18 protein-coding genes are annotated in these 17162 nt (G+C 71.5%); 8 read left to right on the forward strand and 10 right to left on the reverse strand.

The genetic code is table 11. The features are described 5' to 3' along the window. The first annotated feature begins 261 nt into the window (after positions 1-261). Complete coding sequence (locus V6S67_RS15210) at positions 262-1785, forward strand: SulP family inorganic anion transporter (RefSeq protein WP_334211027.1); 1524 nt, start codon at positions 262-264, stop codon at positions 1783-1785. Positions 1786-1909: 124 nt separating this feature from the next. Here the strand turns inward: V6S67_RS15210 and V6S67_RS15215 are convergent, their stop codons facing one another. After that, positions 1910-2311: an ArsR/SmtB family transcription factor gene (locus V6S67_RS15215; RefSeq protein ID WP_442884815.1), complete on the reverse strand. Its 402-nt coding sequence runs from the start codon at positions 2309-2311 to the stop codon at positions 1910-1912. A gap of 163 nt (positions 2312-2474) precedes the next feature. Here V6S67_RS15215 and V6S67_RS15220 point away from each other — a divergent pair, with 163 nt between their 5' ends. The 4 genes from V6S67_RS15220 to V6S67_RS15235 all read left to right on the forward strand — a co-directional run bounded on the left by V6S67_RS15220 (position 2475) and on the right by V6S67_RS15235 (position 5595). Beyond that, complete coding sequence (locus V6S67_RS15220; protein WP_334211028.1) at positions 2475-2945, forward strand: arsenate reductase ArsC; 471 nt, start codon at positions 2475-2477, stop codon at positions 2943-2945. Between the two features lie 102 nt (positions 2946-3047). Then, positions 3048-3695 (forward strand): 4a-hydroxytetrahydrobiopterin dehydratase, encoded by a 648-nt coding sequence (locus V6S67_RS15225; protein WP_334211029.1) that lies wholly within the window; start codon positions 3048-3050, stop codon positions 3693-3695. Between the two features lie 17 nt (positions 3696-3712). Further along, positions 3713-5257 (forward strand): FAD-dependent monooxygenase, encoded by a 1545-nt coding sequence (locus tag V6S67_RS15230; RefSeq protein ID WP_334211030.1) that lies wholly within the window; start codon positions 3713-3715, stop codon positions 5255-5257. Then, a complete protein-coding gene (locus V6S67_RS15235) occupies positions 5254-5595 on the forward strand; it encodes a UBP-type zinc finger domain-containing protein (RefSeq protein WP_334211031.1) in 342 nt (113 codons plus the stop codon). Before V6S67_RS15230 ends, V6S67_RS15235 begins: the two co-directional genes overlap by 4 nt. 107 nt (positions 5596-5702) lie before the next feature. On the opposite strand, the gene V6S67_RS15240 is transcribed toward V6S67_RS15235, so the two are convergent. From V6S67_RS15240 to V6S67_RS15270, 7 genes are all read right to left on the reverse strand, one after another. Continuing rightward, positions 5703-6083 (reverse strand): response regulator transcription factor, encoded by a 381-nt coding sequence (locus V6S67_RS15240; RefSeq protein WP_334211032.1) that lies wholly within the window; start codon positions 6081-6083, stop codon positions 5703-5705. 153 nt (positions 6084-6236) lie between these two features. Next, positions 6237-6650, reverse strand: a complete 414-nt coding sequence (mnhG, locus tag V6S67_RS15245; protein WP_334211033.1) for a monovalent cation/H(+) antiporter subunit G — start codon at positions 6648-6650, stop codon at positions 6237-6239. A 5-nt stretch (positions 6651-6655) separates the two neighbouring features. Beyond that, a complete protein-coding gene (locus V6S67_RS15250) occupies positions 6656-6913 on the reverse strand; it encodes a monovalent cation/H+ antiporter complex subunit F (protein ID WP_334211034.1) in 258 nt (85 codons plus the stop codon). Next, positions 6910-7458, reverse strand: a complete 549-nt coding sequence (locus V6S67_RS15255) for a Na+/H+ antiporter subunit E (protein WP_334211035.1) — start codon at positions 7456-7458, stop codon at positions 6910-6912. The genes V6S67_RS15250 and V6S67_RS15255 overlap by 4 nt, the downstream gene beginning before the upstream one ends. Then, on the reverse strand, positions 7455-9065 hold the full coding sequence (locus V6S67_RS15260) for a Na+/H+ antiporter subunit D (protein WP_334211036.1): 1611 nt from the start codon (positions 9063-9065) through the stop codon (positions 7455-7457). Before V6S67_RS15260 ends, V6S67_RS15255 begins: the two co-directional genes overlap by 4 nt. After that, positions 9062-9568: a Na(+)/H(+) antiporter subunit C gene (locus V6S67_RS15265; RefSeq protein ID WP_334211037.1), complete on the reverse strand. Its 507-nt coding sequence runs from the start codon at positions 9566-9568 to the stop codon at positions 9062-9064. The genes V6S67_RS15260 and V6S67_RS15265 overlap by 4 nt, the downstream gene beginning before the upstream one ends. Continuing rightward, positions 9565-12561 (reverse strand): Na+/H+ antiporter subunit A, encoded by a 2997-nt coding sequence (locus tag V6S67_RS15270; RefSeq protein WP_334211038.1) that lies wholly within the window; start codon positions 12559-12561, stop codon positions 9565-9567. The genes V6S67_RS15265 and V6S67_RS15270 overlap by 4 nt, the downstream gene beginning before the upstream one ends. Before the next feature lie 143 nt (positions 12562-12704). Here V6S67_RS15270 and V6S67_RS15275 point away from each other — a divergent pair, with 143 nt between their 5' ends. Next, positions 12705-14102 (forward strand): MFS transporter, encoded by a 1398-nt coding sequence (locus tag V6S67_RS15275; protein ID WP_442884816.1) that lies wholly within the window; start codon positions 12705-12707, stop codon positions 14100-14102. A 4-nt stretch (positions 14103-14106) separates the two neighbouring features. Here the strand turns inward: V6S67_RS15275 and dcd are convergent, their stop codons facing one another. Together dcd and V6S67_RS15285 are read right to left on the reverse strand one after the other, a co-directional pair. After that, positions 14107-14682 carry a dCTP deaminase gene (gene dcd / locus V6S67_RS15280; RefSeq protein WP_104051780.1) on the reverse strand — a complete coding sequence of 192 codons (576 nt, stop codon included), beginning with the start codon at positions 14680-14682 and terminating at the stop codon, positions 14107-14109. Positions 14683-14785: 103 nt separating this feature from the next. Next, on the reverse strand, positions 14786-15640 hold the full coding sequence (locus V6S67_RS15285) for a tryptophan 2,3-dioxygenase (RefSeq protein ID WP_334211040.1): 855 nt from the start codon (positions 15638-15640) through the stop codon (positions 14786-14788). A 98-nt stretch (positions 15641-15738) separates the two neighbouring features. On the opposite strand from V6S67_RS15285, the gene V6S67_RS15290 reads away from it, so the two are divergent. Together V6S67_RS15290 and V6S67_RS15295 are read left to right on the forward strand one after the other, a co-directional pair. Then, positions 15739-16788, forward strand: a complete 1050-nt coding sequence (locus V6S67_RS15290) for a M4 family metallopeptidase (RefSeq protein WP_442884817.1) — start codon at positions 15739-15741, stop codon at positions 16786-16788. After that, a complete protein-coding gene (locus V6S67_RS15295) occupies positions 16785-17153 on the forward strand; it encodes a protealysin inhibitor emfourin (RefSeq protein WP_334211041.1) in 369 nt (122 codons plus the stop codon). The genes V6S67_RS15290 and V6S67_RS15295 overlap by 4 nt, the downstream gene beginning before the upstream one ends. The last annotated feature ends 9 nt before the right edge of the window (positions 17154-17162 follow it).

The raw sequence follows: 17162 nt of genomic DNA on the forward strand, positions 1-17162 counted from the left end.
AGCTGCGAGCGCGTGGGTCGGAGCGATGAGGACAGACCTAAAACCCTGAACCGTCGCCGGGCGTGAGTCAAATCACGCGCCTCCACGCCCTCGTCCCGCACACCCGGGCGGCCCCCTTCGACCGGCCCGCCGTCGGTGCCGGCCGTCGCTGTACTGTGGATGACCACGGGGTTCCCGTACGACGGCAGAGCCGGTTCCCCACCTCCAGCGGTGACCTCTTCCCGCCCGTCCCAGCACCCGCGACACACGAAGGACCCCTCCATGTCAGCAGCCGCGCCCACCGCGACCACGGCACCCTCTCCCGTCGAACGCCAGTCCGTCACCCGGACCCTGCGGGATCCGCGCCTGCTGAAGACGGAGGTCCTCGCGGGGCTCGTCGTCGCCCTCGCCCTGATCCCGGAGGCGATCGCGTTCTCGATCATCGCCGGCGTCGACCCTCGCCTGGGCCTGTTCGCCTCCTTCACCATGGCCGTGTCCATCGCGTTCCTCGGCGGGCGCCCCGCCATGATCTCGGCCGCCACCGGCGCGGTCGCCCTCGTCATCGCACCCCTGGTCGCCGACCACGGGGTGGACTACCTGATCGCAGCCGTCATCCTCGGCGGGATCTTCCAGGTGGTCCTCGGCATGACCGGCGTCGCACGGCTGATGAGGTTCATCCCCCGCTCGGTCATGGTGGGCTTCGTCAACGCCCTGGCGATCCTGATCTTCCTCTCCCAGGTCCCCGAACTGCTGGGCGTCCCGTGGCTGGTGTACCCGATGGTCGCCGTCGGCCTGCTCATCGTCTTCGGCCTTCCGCGACTGACGACGGTGGTCCCGGCGCCGCTGGTCGCGATCGTGGTCCTCACCGTCTTCGCCGTCCTCGCCCAGGTGCCCGTCCCGACCGTCGGCGACAAGGGCGACCTGCCCGAGAACCTGCCGTCCCTGTTCTTCCCGGACGTCCCGCCGACCCTCGAGACCCTCCGGATCATCGCCCCGTTCGCGCTGGCCCTGGCCGCCGTCGGACTCCTCGAATCCCTCATGACGGCGAAGCTCGTCGACGACATCACCGACACCCGCTCGAACAAGACCCGCGAGTCCTGGGGGCAGGGCGCGGCGAACATCATCACCGGCCTCTTCGGCGGCATGGGCGGGTGCGCGATGATCGGCCAGACCATGATCAACGTCAAGGCCTCCGGGGCACGCACCCGCATCTCCACCTTCCTCGCCGGGATCTTCCTGCTCGTCCTCGTCGTGGCCCTCGGCGACATCGTGGCCCTCATCCCGATGGCCGCCCTCGTCGCCGTGATGGTCTTCGTGTCCATCGCGACCTTCGACTGGCACAGCATCCGCCCCTCCACCCTGAAGCGGATGCCCGGGAGCGAGACCACCGTCATGCTCGCCACCGTGATCGTGACCGTCTGGACGCACAACCTGGCGATCGGCGTCGGCGTCGGCGTGCTGGTGGCCATGGTGGCCTTCGCCCGCCGCGTCGCCCACGTCGTCACCGTCGAGCGCACAGAGAACACCGTGGACGGTGAGCGCCACGCCACCTACACCGTGAACGGTGAACTGTTCTTCGCGTCCTCGAACGACCTCTACACGCGCTTCGAGTACGCCACGGATCCGCACCGCGTCACCATCGACCTGCACGGCTCGCACCTGTGGGACGCCTCGACCATCGCCGCCCTCGATGCCATCCAGGAGAAGTACCGCAGCCATGGCACCGAGGTGAGGATCGTGGGCCTGAACGAGGGGTCCACGCTGATGCGCGAACGCCTCGGCGGGATACTGGGCGCCGGCCACTGACCGCCCTCCCGCGCCGCGTCCATCCCCGCGTCCACCCCCGGGCGCATCCCCGTCGACGCACCGGCGCACCCCCGCGCCCGCCGTCCGCCGCTGTACGGCCAGGACGGCGGGCACCCGGAAGGGGTCAGCGGGTCTCGCCGAGGACGGCTGCGAGGGCGTCCAGGGCGCCGGGCACGATGGAGAAGTACGCCCGGACGCCGCGCTTCTCGCGGTGCAGGATGCCCGCGTCCACGAGGATCCTCAGGTGGTGCGACACGGTGGGCTGGCCGAGGTGCAGGGGCCCGGCCAGATCGCAGACACACGCCTCGTGCCCGGCGCCGGCGGAGATCAGGGAGATCAGGCGCAGGCGGTTCGGGTCGGCGATCGCCTTGAACTGCTGCGCGAGTTCCCCGGCCCGCTCGGCAGTCATCGCGGGAGCCCCCGGGGGCGTGCAGCCGCGATCCCCGTCGATGGCTGCGCCGGGCGGTACGGAAGCCGGTCCGGCGGCGGCGATGCGCCTCGTCCCGGGCTCTGGGAACGTCGACATCCGGTCAGCCTATCCAGACATTGACAATCATCGATATACCTCTCCATACTCGACACCGGTCGATCCGTAGCACGGTGACTGCTCGGACGACACCCGTCGGGTCCCTCCGACTCCCCCAGCGCTCGGCCGGTCCTCCCGGGCGGGCGACGACCGAAGGATCATCATGAATACCGATCCCGCAGCTGCAGCGACCACCGACCCGAAGAAGCCGTCGGTGCTGTTCGTCTGCGTCCACAACGCCGGCCGCTCCCAGATGGCCGCCGCGTATCTGCAGCACCTCTCCGAGGGGCGGATCGAGGTGCTCTCCGCCGGATCGCAACCCGCCGATCAGGTCAACCCCGCCGCCGTCGAGGCCATGCAGGAGGAAGGCATCGACATCACGGCCGAGGCCCCGAAGATCCTCACCACCGAGGCCGTGAAGGCCTCCGACGTCGTGGTCACCATGGGGTGCGGCGACGAGTGCCCCTACTTCCCCGGCAAGCGGTACGAGGACTGGGTCCTCGAGGATCCCGCCGGGAAGGGCGTCGACTCCGTCCGCCCGATCCGCGACGAGATCCGGGGTCGCGTCGAGCAGCTCATCACCGAGCTCCTGCCCGCGGGGAGTCACGAGGGCGACGGGACCGCCCGCCTCTGACATCCCGGGCTCCCGGGCCGCCCGGCGCGGGAGCCCGCCCCCGTCCGGCGCCGACGCGCGACGGCCCTTCTCCCGCCCCTGCGTCCGCGCCATACTTGCCGCATGACGATCCTCAGCACCCAGGACATCCTCGACGCCGGGCTCGACGACTGGCGGAAACTGACGCAGGCGCTGCACGCCCGGTTCCGTACCGGCGACTTCGCCACGGGGCTCGCGCTCGTGACCGCCATCGGCGGGCTCGCCGAGGAGGCGGGCCACCACCCCGATGTGACGCTCACCTATCCGCACGTCGACGTGAAGCTCCTGAGCCACGACGCGGCCGGGATCACCCGGCGCGACGTCGACCTGGCCCGCCGCATCAGCGCAGCCGCCGCGGAGCGGGGCATCAGCGCCGATCCCTCCGCGCCCACCGTCGTCGAGCTCGCCCTCGACACCGCCGACGCGGCCGGCATCGGCCCGTTCTGGGCGGCCCTGCTGACCGGCGACGCCGGTGCCGTCGACGGGGACGACGTCGTCGACCCGACCGGCCGGGTGCCGCTGCTGTGGTTCCAGCACACCGACGCGCACGAGACGCCGCGCCAGCGCTTCCACCTCGATGTTTGGGTGCCCCACGACGCGGCGGACGCGCGCATCGCCGCGGCCGTCGCGGCCGGCGGCACGGTGGTCGACGACGCCGCCGCGCCCTCCTTCACGGTGCTGACGGACGCCGAGGGCAACCGGGCGTGCGTCTGCACCGCCCTCGAACGCTGAAGGGCCCGGGAGGCGGCATGACGTACGGGAGCGCGGCACCGGAGGACGTCGAGGTCCTCGTCGTGGGAGCGGGCCCCACCGGCCTGATGCTGGCGAACTGGCTGGTGAAGCTGGGGCGGCGCGTGGTCGTGATCGACGCCAAGGACGGACCGACGGTGGAGTCCCGGGCGCTCGGCGTGCACTCGCGGTCCATGGAGATCTACGACCAGCTCGGCGTCGTCGACCGCGTGCTCGCCGAGGCCGTGCACGCCGAATCCGTCCGCCAGGGGTACGGGCGCCGCGCCTTCACGCCCGTCCCGCTGTCCGGGCTCGGGCGGGGGCTCACGCCCTACCCGGGCATCTACATGCTGGAGCAGAGCGCCAACGAGCGGATCCTGGGCGACCACCTGCGTGTCCTCCGAGGGTCCGTCCGGTGGCGGCACCGGCTGACCGCGCTCACCCGGACCGACGACGGCGTCCTCGCCGTCGTCGAGGGTCCGGGCGGGTCGACGACGATCAAGGCCCGCTTCACGGCCGGCTGCGACGGTGCCTCCTCCACCGTCCGGACCCTGAGCGGGACGGCTTTCGAGGGGACCACCAGCCGGCAGAGCTTCTATCTCGTGGACGCGGTGGGCGTCCACGGACTGGCCCCCGCGTCCGTCAACATCCGCCAGGGCGCCACGGAGTTCCTGCTCGCGTTCCCCATGCGTCCCGCCGAGGACGGCCGGAACGGCCAGCGCCTGATCGGCGTGGCGGGTGACGAGACCCCCGCGATCACCGAGGACGCCGCACGTCGGCGCATGGCCCAGGTCTTCGGCGTCACGTACGAGGACTCCCGCTGGTTCTCCACCTACCGCGTGCACCACCGCATCGCCGCGCACTTCCGCACCGGCCCCGTGTTCCTCGCGGGAGACGCCGCCCACGTCCATTCGCCGGTCGGCGCCCAGGGCATGAACACCGGCCTCCAGGACGCCCACAACCTCGCCTTCACGCTCGACGACGTCCTGGCCGGGCGCGCCCCGGAGACGCTCCTCGATCGGTACGAGGCCGAGCGCCGGCCCGTGGCCGTGCGCCTCCTGAAGACCACGGACACGGTGTTCCGGGGGCTCACCTCCGGATCCAGGGCGGCGATCCTGGTCCGCCGCTACGTGCCGCGGGTGGTGCTGCCCGTCGCCATGGCCGTGCTGCCGCACCTGCCGGTCGGCCGCCGCCTCGCGGGGTACCTCGGCCAGCTCCGCATCCACTACCGCATGGACGGCGCGGGCGGGGGGCGACGCCGGGACGCCGTCGTCGGACGCCGCCTGCCGTGGACCGGCGACAACTTCGAGGTCCTCCGGGCGGCCGTTCCGCAACTGCACCTGTACGCTGCGGATACCGGCACCGAGCGTGAGGCCGCGCTCGCGGCCGGTGAACTCGGACTCCCCCTCCACACCTTCGCGACGACCGGCTCGACGCCGCTCCGGCCCGGCCTGCTGTACCTCGTACGGCCCGACGGGTTCGTGGCAGGTTCAGCCGCTCCCGCGGAAGCGAGCACCGCGTTCCGGTCGACGCCGGAATTCTCCCCCCAGGAAGGACGACCATGACCGGGACCATCGACACCAGCGTTCCGCCCTCCGGCACGGGCTGCAGGGACTGCGACGATTCGGGCGGCTGGTGGGTGCACCTGCGCCGCTGCGCCGCGTGCGGCCGGGTGGGGTGCTGCGACAGCTCACCGGCCCGGCATGCCTCCGCACACGCCGCGGCGGCAGGGCACGCGGTGGCCATGTCCTTCGAGCCGGGTGAGGACTGGTTCTGGGACTACAGCACGCAGCAGTTCGTCGACGGACCGGCCCTGGCGGAGCCCACCAGCCGCCCGGAGGACCAGCCCGTGCCCGGCCCGGCGGGACGCGTGCCCGCCGGCTGGCGCGGCCTCATCCACTGATCCGGGACGTTCACGACGCCGACGACGGTCACCTCGATCGCCTCCGTGGTCTCGCTGCCGCTGGTCATGGCGGTGGCGCTCCTCGCGGAGGGCCTGGCCCGTCCGTGCTACGCGGCGCCCTGGAGGGGCAGGACGCCGTCGAGGTGGGCGCGCAGGGCGCGCGGGCTGAAGGGCTTCGCCATGAAGTGGTCCGCGCCGGCGGCGAGGCACTGCTCCTCGGTGAGCTGCGGTGGCCGTGCGGAGATGGTGAGGATGTGCGCGTCCGAGCGTGCCCTGAGCCGCGGGCACAGGTCCAGGCCGTCCAGGTCCGGAAGGTTGAGATCCAGGGTGATCAGCTGCGGACGGGCCGCCTCGACGAGCCGCTGTCCCTCGGCGCCGGTGCCGGCCTCGTGCACCGTGAACTTCCGCCCCGACAGCACGATCACGAGCAGACGGCGGATGTCGGCGTCGTCCTCGATGACCACCGCGCTGCGCTGCAGCATCTCCATTGCCGAACCCCACTCCAGTACCGTGCACCAACCTGCCACCCTACCGTCCGCCCGCGGAAGGCGCCGTGGCTGCGGCGCTCCCGGAGACGGCTTGACAGGCGGGCGACGGCACCGTTCCAGGGTGCCGAGTCTCCGGGAGCCCCCTGTCCCTCGTCAGGCTCTCCCGTCGTCGTCCTCCCGCGTGGTGGAGTCCGCTCCGCCCGTGTGACCGGGACGCGGCGGCTGCGACTCCACGGCCCGGGCGACGACGTCATCGAGCTCGTCGAGGGTGAGCAGGTCGCGGCGCAGGTGGCGCGTGCGGTAGCCCGCCCGGCCCACCATGTGTGCCGAGACGGGACTGGTGAGCAGCTGGAACACCCAGCACAGCACGAGGACGGGCACCAGGATCCAGCTCTCGTTCTCGACGGCGAGCGCGAGCAGGAGCAGCAGGAGCCCGAGGACCTGCGGCTTGGTGGCGGCGTGCATCCGGGAGAGCAGGTCGGGGAAGCGGACGAGGCCGATCCCCGCGGCGAGGGACATGAGGGCCCCGCCGATCAGGAGTGCCGAGACGACGACGTCGTTGACCATGGGCACTACTTCCTGTCCGTGACGAAGCGGGCCACCGTGACCGAGCCGATGAACCCGACCAGCGAGATCGTCACGAGGAGGATCAGGTTGTCCAGGTGCCGGTTCACCACCATGTTGAGCACGAGGGCCGCCCCGATGATGGCCAGGACGACGTCGAGTGCCAGCACGCGGTCGAGGATCGACGGTCCGCGCACCGCACGGTAAAGCGCCAGGGCCGCCGCCACGGCGAGTATTCCACCGACGACATACGCGACGAGGCTCATGGGCGTGCCTCCTCGGCGCGGAGCGCCGCGAGGTCCCGCGCGCTGCCCATGATCCGGATGAGCCAGGCCTCCGTGGCCAGGACGTCACGGCGGACGGCCTCGGCGTCGTCGGCGCTCCGCACATTGAGACAGTGGAGATACAGCGTGGAGGTGGACCGGTCCACCTCCAGTACCAGCGATCCCGGGATGAGGGAGATGGCGTGGCCGGTGGCGGTGACCAGGAAGTCGGAGTGGCTGCGCAGGGCCACGGCCACGACGGCGTTCCGGAGCCTCGGCCCCCGGGTCACCGCGAGCCGGAAGACCTGGACGCTGGCGGTCACGAGCTGGACGAGGAACCGTCCGATGAACGGCACCAGCCAGAGGACGTTGAAGCGGCCCGTCAGCTCGACGGGCGGCAGGTAGAAGAAGTTGACGACGACGTACGCGATGACGGCCCCGAACAGGAGGGTGCCCGGGCTGAAGTCCTGCCAGAGGGCGCCCCAGACGAGCACGAGCCAGATGACGAGCGGGAGCTCGGTGACGAGGGGGATGTGCCGGCGGGTCATCCGTCGGCTCCCGGCCCGAGGACGGCCTCGATGTAGGGGGTGCGGTCGAGCATCTCCTGGGCCGCGTCGTCGCTGAGGGCGAAGAGCGGGCCGGCGAGGACCGTGAGGGCGAGGCCGAGGGCCACGAGGCCGATGGTGGGGCCCGTCATGGTGCCGGGCAGCAGGGTGACGGGGTCCTTGCCGGCGAACTTCCCGGTGTCGTCGCCCGTCACATGGCGCGACGTCCCCACCCGGGAGCCGTCCGCCTTGCTGGCGAGCAGGATGGGGTCGGGGTCCTCGGCGTCGGCCGGGCTGCGCCAGAACGCGCGGTTCCAGACACGCGCCATGACCAGGAGGGTGAGCAGGCTCGTGAGCACGCCTCCGGCCACCAGCACGTAGGCGAGCGGCGTCCCGAGCTCCACGCCGGCCTGGATGAGCCCGAGCTTGCCGAGGAACCCGGAGAAGGGAGGGATGCCCGCGAGGTTCATGGCGGGCAGGAAGAACAGGAGGCCGAGGAGCGGCGACAGCTTCGCGAGGCCGCCGAGCCGGTCCACGTTCGCCGTGCCGCCGCGGCGCTCGATCAGCCCGGTCACGAGGAACAGGCTCGTCTGCACGGTGATGTGGTGCGCCACGTAGTAGACCGCGGCTCCGAGCCCGATCCGCGAGGAGATGGCCAGCCCGAACACCATGTACCCGATGTGGCTGACGAGGGTGAAGGACAGCAGCCTCTTGATGTCGGACTGGGCGAGGGCACCGAGGATCCCCACGAGCATCGTCAGCAGGGCGACCACCATGAGCAGCGAGTTGATGCGGTCGCCGGGGAACAGCAGTGTCTCCACCCGCACCATCGCGTACACGCCCACCTTGGTGAGCAGACCGGCGAACACCGCGGTGACGGGTGCGGGGGCCGTGGGGTAGGAGTCCGGGAGCCAGAAGGAGAGCGGGAAGACGGCGGCCTTGATGCCGAAGGCCACGAGCAGCATGAGGTGGAGCACCATCTGCGTCGCCGGGTCCACGGACTCCAGCTTCACGGCGAGGTCGGCCATGGTGACCGTCCCGGTGGCTCCGTAGATCATGGCGATCGCGATGAGGAACAGCATCGAGGACACCACGCTCACGACGACGTACGTCACGCCCGCGCGGATGCGCGGCGCCGTGCCGCCCAGGGTCATGAGCACGTAGCTGGCGGTGAGGAGGATCTCGAAGCCCACGTAGAGGTTGAACAGGTCGCCGGTGAGGAAGGCGTTGGACACGCCCGCGACGAGGATCAGGTACGTGGGGTGGAAGATCGACACCGGGCCGTCCTCGTCGCCGTCGGCCATGCCCTGGCCCGCGGCGTAGATGAGCACCGCGAGGCTCACGGCGGACGAGACCACGAGCATGAGGGCCGAGAACTGGTCCACCACGAGCACGATCCCGAACGGCGGTTCCCAGCCGCCCAGCCGCACCGCGTGGGTCCCGGCGGACGGCGCGGCGAGGAGCATGAGGACCTCGATGAGCAGGGTCACGCTGAGGGTGGTGATGCTGACGGCGCGCTGCGCCCGTGAGTGGCGGATGAGCAGGAACGTCACGGCGGCGCCGAGGAACGGCAGGACGACGGCGAGCGGGGCGAGGTCGGCGGCGATCATCGGGCGTCCCCCGGCCGGTCGGCGCGGGCCCCGCCGGAGCCGGGCGTCGCGGCCGGCCCGGGGGCGGAGGCGTCGTCGGAGGCGTCGTCGTCGGAGAATTCGGTGGTGTCTGCGGCGATGTCGGCGTCGTCCTCGTAGTCGTAGCTGGGCTGGTCCGCGACGCGGCGGTCCTCGGGGTCGTCCTGGACGTCGTCCTGGCGACCGAGCACCCAGGATCGGTAGATGATGCCCAGCATGAACGCCGTGACGGCGAACGTGATCACGATCGCCGTGAGGATCAGCGCCTGCGGCAGGCTGTCGGTGTAGTCCTCGGCGGGGGTCCCGGAGACGTAGAGCGGGGACCTGCCCCCTCCCCCGCTCATGGAGAGCAGGAGGATGTTCGCCCCGTTGCCGAGGAGGATCAGCCCGAGCAGCACCCGCGTGAGGCTGCGCTCGAGCAGGAGGTAGATGCCGGCGGCGAAGAAGACGGCCATGAGCACGATCAGGGTGATGTCGACGGTCATGGCCGGATCCCCTCCGTGGCGGGCGGGACGAGGGCGTCCGCCCCCGCGTCCTCCTCGACGGGATCGTCCGCCTCGCTGCGCTCGTCGATCTCGGAGCCGAGACTGCGGAGGACGTCGAGGACCAGCCCGACGACGATGATGTACACGCCGATGTCGAAGACGGTCGACGTCACGAACTTCACGTCCCCGATCACGGGCAGCCAGAACTCCAGGATGTAGCTCTCGAGGACCGCCCCGCCGACGAGGAGCGGCGCCGCGGCGGTCAGCGACACGATGGCGAGCCCGGCGCCGAGCAGGGCGCCGGCGCTCACGGGGCTCGCCTCCGCGAGTTCGAACCGGCCTCCCGCGAGGTAGCGGACGGCCAGGGCGATGCCTGCGGTGAGCCCTCCGGCGAAGCCCCCGCCGGGCAGGTTGTGCCCGGCGACGAGCAGGTAGAGGGACAGCACGATGATGGTGTGGAAGAGCAGCCGCGTGACGACCTCGAAGACGATCGACCGGCGCTCGGGGGCGAGGGTCCGCCCGGCGACGAGCCAGGGGTCGCGCGGGACGTCGGTGAACCGGGCCGCGAGCGCGAGCGCGGCGCCCGAGCGGCCGCGGGCGTCGAGGGGTTCCTGTCCCCTGTCCACCGACCCGTCCTCGACGCCGTCGGCCCGGCGCCGGTGGTCGCTGCGCCCCCGGATGAAGATGAGGCTGGCGACCCCGGTCGCGGCGAGGGCCAGCACGGTGATCTCGCCGAACGTGTCCCACGCGCGGATGTCGACGAGCAGCACGTTGACGGCGTTCGCGCCGCCACCCTCGTCGTAGGCCAGCTGCGGGTAGGCGAGCGAGATCGGGGCGGCGTTCCGGGAGGCCATCGCGGACATCGCGATGACGGCCATGATGCCGCCGAACGCGATGCCCAGCCCTGCGCGCAGCAGGCGGTGCCGGCTCTCGGCGCGGTTCCACAGCCGTGCGGGCAGCGACCGCAGCGCGAGCACGAAGGCCACGAGCACGATCGTCTCGACGAGCATCTGCGTGAGCGCGAGGTCGGGTGCCCCGTGCAGGGCGAACACCGCCGCCATGCCGTACCCGGTGATCCCGACCATGAGCACCGCCATGAAGCGCTTGTTCGAGCGCAGCGCCGCGATGATCCCGACGATGATGGCCCCCGCCACCACGACCTGCGCCGGGGACTGCGCGATCCGGAAGGCGGTGGGCAGCGGGGCGTCGAAGATGATGAGGGCGGTCAGTGGCGTGACGACGGCGGTGGCGAGGATGACGAAGAGGTAGAAGGCCAGGGATCCGCGCTGCGTCCGTCCCGTGATCCAGACCGCGACGTCGTCGAGCACGCCGATCACCGACCGGTAGACCACTTCGGCCTCGCGCATCGACGGCAGGCGCGCCTGGAACCGCTCGAGCGGTCTGCGGGCGAGGTAGAGAGCGGCACCGGCCGCCAGCGTGAGACCCGAGAGGAGCAGCGGGAGCCCCACACCGTGCCACAGGGCCAGGTGCGGGGCGGTTCCGTCGGACACGAAGAGGGTGGCGTACGGCTGGATGACGCCGTCGAGCGGTGCCGGCCAGAGACCGAACACCACGGAGGCGACGGCGAGCAGTGCGGGCGCCAGCACGAAGGAGACACGGACGCGCTTGAAGGTGGTGCGTGCCCGGCCGTGCTTGAGTGCGAAGGCGCCCCACACGAACCGGGCGCTGTAGGCGAAGGTGAGGATCGATCCGAGCACCATCCCGCCGAGCAGCAGGGTCCCGGCGGTCCCGTCCTCCGCCCGGTGCACGAGCGCCTCGTACACCGATTCCTTCGCCACGAAGCCGAGCAGCGGCGGGACCCCGGCCATGGACCCCGCGGCCACGAGGGCGACGGCGAACAGCACGGGCGAGGTCGCCCCCACGCCGGACAGGACGCGGAGGTCGCGGGTCCCCGACTGGTGGTCGATGATGCCGACCACCAGGAAGAGCGTCGCCTTGAAGAAACCGTGGGCGAGGAGCATGCCCAGGCCGGCGACCGCGCCGTCCTGCCCGCCGAGCCCCACCGCCATGGTGAGGAAGCCGAGCTGGCTCACGGTCCCGTACGCGAGCACGAGCTTGAGGTCGAACTGCCGCAGCGCCCGCCATCCGCCGAGCAGCATGGTCGTCATGCCGAGCACGAAGATCAGGGGGTACCAGAACGCCGTCTCGCTGAAGCCGGGGGCGAAGCGGGCCACGAGGAAGACACCCGCCTTCACCATCGCCGCGGCGTGCAGGTAGGCGCTGACCGGGGTCGGCGCCGCCATGGCCGCGGGCAGCCAGAAGTGGAAGGGCACCAGCGCCGACTTCGTGACGGCCCCGACGAGCACCAGGGCGATCGCGACGTCCACGAGCGTCCCGCGCGCCACGAGGCCCTCGGTCTCCGCAAGGATCGCCGAGATGCGGTAGGTCCCCGCCTCCTGCCCCAGCAGCACCAGTCCCACGAGCATCGCGAGCCCGCCGAAGGTCGTGATGATGAGGGCCTGCAGGGCGGACCGGCGGGCGGACAGCCGGTGCCGGGAGTAGCCGATGAGCAGGTACGAGAGGATCGTCGTCAGTTCCCAGAAGATGAACATCAGGATCAGGTCGTCGGCGATCACGAGCCCGAACATCGCGGCCGCGAAGGCGAGGAGCTGCGCCCCGAAGGCGCCGACGTCGGGGTCGTCGTTCTTGAAGTACCGCGCGCAGTAGAAGAGCACGAGGGCCCCGACCCCGAGGATCAGGAGGCAGAGCACCGCGGCCAGCGCGTCGAGCCGGAAGGCGAGCTCGAGCTGCAGGGAGGGGATCCAGGGGATCACGAGCGACGGCGGGGCGCCGGGCGCACCGGTCGGGGCTGCCTGGTCGGCAGAGAGGACGGCGGGCAGCTCGACGAGGAGCCACCCGAAGGCCGCCGCCGGCGCTGCGGCGAGGACGAAGAAGGCGGATCTGCCGAACCGGGCGAAGAGAAGGGGCGCTCCGAGTGCCAGCGCGAACATCGCGATGAGCACGGTGAGCATGGGTCTCGATCTTCCGCTGGGGGACGGTCGGGCTCCCTCCAGTCTAGCGAAGGAATTACTTCGACCTCCCACCGACCGCGGGCGGTGCCCGCCCCGGCGCGGCCGCGGCGGACCGGGCGTGACGCACGTCATGCGGCGCTAGCATGTGCCCTATGAGTACGCATCAGCAGGTCCCTCCGCCCGCGGAGGCCCCTGCACCCCTGCCGGTCGTGGGCTCCGGCCGCATCTTCAGCAGACCCGTCCTCGCCTGGGCGTCCTGGGACTGGGGCTCGGCCGCGTTCAACGCCGTCATGACCACGTTCGTGTTCACGGTCTATCTCACGTCCGAGCCGTTCGGCGGGGAGGAGCGGGCCTCGCAGGTGCTCGGCTGGGGCCTCGCCGTGGCCGGCCTGCTGATCGCGCTCCTCGCGCCCGTCACCGGCCAGCGCTCCGACAGCGGCGGCCGGCGGAAGCTCTGGCTCGGCGTCAACAGCCTCGTGGTCGCCGTCCTCACGGCGCTGTGCTTCTTCGTGTTCCCGAGCCCCCAGATGCTGATCCTCGGCGTCGCGCTGATCGCCGCAGCGAACATCTTCTTCGAGTTCGCCGGGGTCAACTACAACGCGATGCTGACCCAGATCTCCACGCCGTCCACCATCGGGCGCGTCAGCGGTTTCGGCTGGGCCATGGGGTACGTGGGCGGGATCGCGGCCCTGGTGGTGGTCCTCGTGGTGTTCATCCAGCCGGTGGTCGACTGGCCCGGGGCCTCGAGCGAGGACGGCCTGAACATCCGCCTGGTCGCCGTCTTCTCGGCGCTGTGGTTCGCGGCGTTCGCGATCCCGGTGATGCTCGCGGTGCCGGAGGTCCCGCGCCGCGCCCGGGCCGCACAGCTGGGCTTCCTCGCGTCCTACGGGCTGCTGGTGCGCCGCGTGAGGACCATCTACCGGGAGAGCCCGCACACCATCTACTTCCTGCTCGCCAGCGCCATCTTCCGCGACGGGCTCGCCGCCGTCTTCACCTTCGGCGGCATCCTCGCCGCGGGCGCCTTCGGCTTCTCCGCGAGCATGGTGATCGTCTTCGCCATCGCCGCCAACGTCATCGCGGCGGCGGGCGCCGTCATCGGCGGCTTCCTCGACGACCGCGTGGGGCCCAAGCGCGTCATCATCGGCTCCCTCGTCGGGCTCCTGGTCGCCGGGACGGCGATCCTCCTGCTGGGCACGGAGACGCATTCCTTCTTCGGCATGGAATGGACCTCGGACACCACGTTCTGGGTCTTCGGCCTGCTGCTGACCCTCTTCGTCGGTCCCGCCCAGGCGTCCTCACGGGCCTACCTCGCGCGCCTCGCCCCGGTGGGCGACGAGGGCGAGCTGTTCGGCCTGTACGCGACGACGGGCCGCGCGGTGAGCTTCCTCGCCCCGACCCTGTTCGCCCTGTGCATCGGGATCTTCGGTTCGCAGCTCTACGGCGTGATCGGCATCCTCGTGGTCCTGCTCGCGGGGCTCCTCGTGCTGCTCCCGGTCAGGCCTCCCGCGCGCGTGACGCGCGCCGTCGTGCCGGAGGCCTGATCCCCTAGATCCGGGTGCGGTGGAAGTTCAGGTGGCTGCGCGACGCCGTCGGGCCCCGCTGGCCCTGGTACCGGTTGCCGTACTCGCCGGAGCCGTAGGGGTGCTCGGCCGGGGAGGTGAGCTTGAAGAAGCACAGCTGCCCGATCTTCGAGCCCGGCCACAGCTTGATCGGCAGGGTGGCCATGTTGGACAGCTCGAGGGTCACGTGGCCCGAGAACCCGGGGTCGATGAAGCCGGCCGTGGAGTGCGTGAGGAGCCCGAGCCGGCCCAGGGAGGACTTCCCCTCCAGGCGCGCGGCGATGTCGTCCGGCAGCGTGACGGTCTCGTAGGTGGAGCCCAGCACGAACTCGCCCGGGTGCAGGATGAACGGTTCGTCGGGGGCCACCTCCACCAGGCGGGTGAGCTCCGGCTGGTCCTCGGCGGGGTCGATGTGGGCGTACTTGTGGTTGTCGAACAACCGGAAGTAGCGGTCGATGCGCACGTCGACGCTCGAGGGCTGCACCATCGCGGGGTCATGCGGGTCGAGGACGATCCGCCCGGCGTCGAGTTCTGCCCGGATGTCGCGGTCTGAGATCAGCACCGTTCAAAGCTACCAGCCCGGCAGCGCGCCGCCGGCGCGCTCGTCGGCGCGCTCGTCGGCGCGCTCGTCGGCGCGCTCGTCGGCGCGCTCGCTCGAGGGCCGGTCAGTTCCCGATCTCGGTGCGCACGGCGAACAGCTCGGGGAAGAACGTGAGCTCGAGGGCGCGCTGGAGGAACCCGACGCCGGACGAGCCGCCCGTGCCGGTCTTGAACCCGATGGTCCGCGCGACGGTCTTGAGGTGCCGGAACCGCCAGAGCTGGAAGTTGTCCTCCAGGTCCACGAGCTCCTCGCACGCCTCGTAGATGTCCCAGTGCCCGGCGGCGTCCTCGTACACCTGCTTGTAGACGGCGACGAGCGCGGGCGCGAACTCGTGAGCCACGCTCTTGTCGCGTCCGAGCAGCTCCGCCGGGATCGCGTAGCCCCGCCGCGCCAGCAGCGCGATGAACTCGTCGTACACGCTGCTCTGCGCCAGGAGCTCGGTCAGCAGGGCCCGGGCGGCCGGATCGGAGCCGAACACCGGGATCATGGCCGCGTTCTTGTTGCCGAGCAGGAACTCCACGGCGCGGTACTGGTAGGACTGGAAACCGCTCGCGGAGCCGAGGTCGCCACGGAACTCGGCGTACTCGGACGGGGTGAGGGTCGCCAGCACGGACCACTGCTCCGTCAGCGAGCGCTGGATGTGCTTGATCCGGGCGATGCCCTTCATCGCGGCCCGCAGGTCGTCCTCCCGCAGGTGGAGACGGACGGCGCGCAGCTCGTGCAGGACGAGCTTCAGCCACAGCTCCGAGGTCTGGTGCTGGATGATGAACAGCATCTCGTCGTGGTGCTCCGGGGAGCTCACCGGATGCTGGGCGTCCAGCAGGCGGTCCAGGTCGAGGTACGCGCCGTAGCTCATCGTGTCGGAGAAGTCCCGCTTGATGCCCTGCTCCAGGTTGCGGGTGTTCCGCTCCACGCTCATGCGGCAAGCCTACGCGGCGCCCTTCGGGACAGGACGGCCGCCTGCCCGTGCACTGTCGGTCCGCCCGTCTACGGTGGGACCAGTCCGAGGAGGTCTCCATGCAGCCGATCCACTGCAGCATCATCCCGCCCCACCTGCTCACCCGCCTCGCCGCCCTGCGGGACGCGCACCTGTCCGTCGCGTCCGAGGCCGCCCGCCACGCCCTGCTGGAACTCGAACCCGTGCTGCAGCACCGGGCGGAGGCACTGAAGGCCCCGGTGCGGCAGGGGTCCGCCGTCATGGGGACCCTGACCCGCCGGATCTCCGACGCCGGCGGCCGCGAGGAGCTCCCCGGGGCCCTCGTGCGCCGGGAGGGCGCGCCGCCCACCGGCGACGCCGCAGCCGACGAGGCCTACGACGGTCTCGGCGCCACCTACCGGCTCTTCAGCGAGGAGTACGGGAGGTCGTCCGTGGACGGCGCCGGCCGGCCCCTCGAGGCGACGGTGCACTACGGGGCCAACTACGACAACGCCTTCTGGGACGGCGAGCGCATGGTCTTCGGCGACGGCGACGGCGAGGTCTTCGGACGCTTCACGGCCTCCCTCACCGTGATCAGCCACGAGCTCACGCACGGCTTCACGCAGTACTCGACCAACCTCGAGTACCAGGGCCAGTCGGGCGCCCTCAACGAGTCCCTGTCGGACGTCTTCGGTGTCCTCGTGGAGCAGCGCGAACGCGGCCAGGACGCCGCTGCCGCGTCATGGCTCGTGGGCGAGGGCATCTTCACGGCGGCGGTGGAGGGCAGGGCGCTGCGGTCCCTGGCCGCGCCGGGCACGGCCTACGACGACGACGTCCTCGGCCGGGACCCGCAGCCGGCCACCATGGCCGACTACGTCGTGACGACCTCGGACAACGGCGGCGTCCACATCAACTCCGGCATCCCCAACCACGCCTTCTACCTCGCGGCCACGTCGATCGGCGGCCGGGCCTGGGAGGGTGCGGGCCGCATCTGGTACGACGCCGTCCTCGGCGGCAGCATCCCCCCGGACTGCGACTTCCCCACGTTCGCGCGGGCCACCCAGGAGTCCGCGGAGAAGCGGTTCGGGCCCGGCAGCCCGGAGGCGGGCGCGGTCGCCGGGGCGTGGACGCAGGTCGGCGTGCTGCCGTGAGGATCGAGATCACCCGGTCGGGCGGCTTCGGCGGACTCACCCGGACGTGGAGCCTCGAGGTCAGCCGGACGGAGGCCGAGCAGCGCTGGCTCCCGCTGGCGGAGGCCGAGGCGGCGGGAGCTCCGGGCGACACTCCGGGCGACACCCCGGCGGGAACCGAGGCCGGGACTCAGGCCGGGAGTTCAGCCGCCGCGGCGCCGCGGGGAGCCGGCCGGCAGCGGGACCGCTTCACCTACCGGATCGCCATCGGCTACACGGAGGTGCACCTCTCGGAGAGCCACCTCGGCGATCCGTGGCGGGAGCTGATCGACCGGGCGAGGGCCGCGGCGGCGCCCGATCCCGGGAAGCCGGAAGAACTGTTGTAAGGTGATGGA

Source organism: Arthrobacter sp. Soc17.1.1.1 (assembly GCF_036867195.1).
In the GTDB taxonomy this organism is placed as follows: domain Bacteria; phylum Actinomycetota; class Actinomycetes; order Actinomycetales; family Micrococcaceae; genus Arthrobacter_D.

Excerpts from the sequence above, each read along its gene's own strand:
- V6S67_RS15210 (WP_334211027.1), top strand. The coding sequence starts at position 262 with ATGTCAGCAGCCGCGCCCACCGCGACCACGGCACCCTCTCCCGTCGAA.
- V6S67_RS15215 (WP_442884815.1), bottom strand. The coding sequence starts at position 2,311 with ATGTCGACGTTCCCAGAGCCCGGGACGAGGCGCATCGCCGCCGCCGGA.
- V6S67_RS15220 (WP_334211028.1), top strand. The coding sequence starts at position 2,475 with ATGAATACCGATCCCGCAGCTGCAGCGACCACCGACCCGAAGAAGCCG.
- V6S67_RS15225 (WP_334211029.1), top strand. The coding sequence starts at position 3,048 with ATGACGATCCTCAGCACCCAGGACATCCTCGACGCCGGGCTCGACGAC.
- V6S67_RS15230 (WP_334211030.1), top strand. The coding sequence starts at position 3,713 with ATGACGTACGGGAGCGCGGCACCGGAGGACGTCGAGGTCCTCGTCGTG.
- V6S67_RS15235 (WP_334211031.1), top strand. The coding sequence starts at position 5,254 with ATGACCGGGACCATCGACACCAGCGTTCCGCCCTCCGGCACGGGCTGC.
- V6S67_RS15240 (WP_334211032.1), bottom strand. The coding sequence starts at position 6,083 with ATGGAGATGCTGCAGCGCAGCGCGGTGGTCATCGAGGACGACGCCGAC.
- mnhG (WP_334211033.1), bottom strand. The coding sequence starts at position 6,650 with ATGGTCAACGACGTCGTCGTCTCGGCACTCCTGATCGGCGGGGCCCTC.
- V6S67_RS15250 (WP_334211034.1), bottom strand. The coding sequence starts at position 6,913 with ATGAGCCTCGTCGCGTATGTCGTCGGTGGAATACTCGCCGTGGCGGCG.
- V6S67_RS15255 (WP_334211035.1), bottom strand. The coding sequence starts at position 7,458 with ATGACCCGCCGGCACATCCCCCTCGTCACCGAGCTCCCGCTCGTCATC.
- V6S67_RS15260 (WP_334211036.1), bottom strand. The coding sequence starts at position 9,065 with ATGATCGCCGCCGACCTCGCCCCGCTCGCCGTCGTCCTGCCGTTCCTC.
- V6S67_RS15265 (WP_334211037.1), bottom strand. The coding sequence starts at position 9,568 with ATGACCGTCGACATCACCCTGATCGTGCTCATGGCCGTCTTCTTCGCC.
- V6S67_RS15270 (WP_334211038.1), bottom strand. The coding sequence starts at position 12,561 with ATGCTCACCGTGCTCATCGCGATGTTCGCGCTGGCACTCGGAGCGCCC.
- V6S67_RS15275 (WP_442884816.1), top strand. The coding sequence starts at position 12,705 with ATGTGCCCTATGAGTACGCATCAGCAGGTCCCTCCGCCCGCGGAGGCC.
- V6S67_RS15285 (WP_334211040.1), bottom strand. The coding sequence starts at position 15,640 with ATGAGCGTGGAGCGGAACACCCGCAACCTGGAGCAGGGCATCAAGCGG.
- V6S67_RS15290 (WP_442884817.1), top strand. The coding sequence starts at position 15,739 with ATGCAGCCGATCCACTGCAGCATCATCCCGCCCCACCTGCTCACCCGC.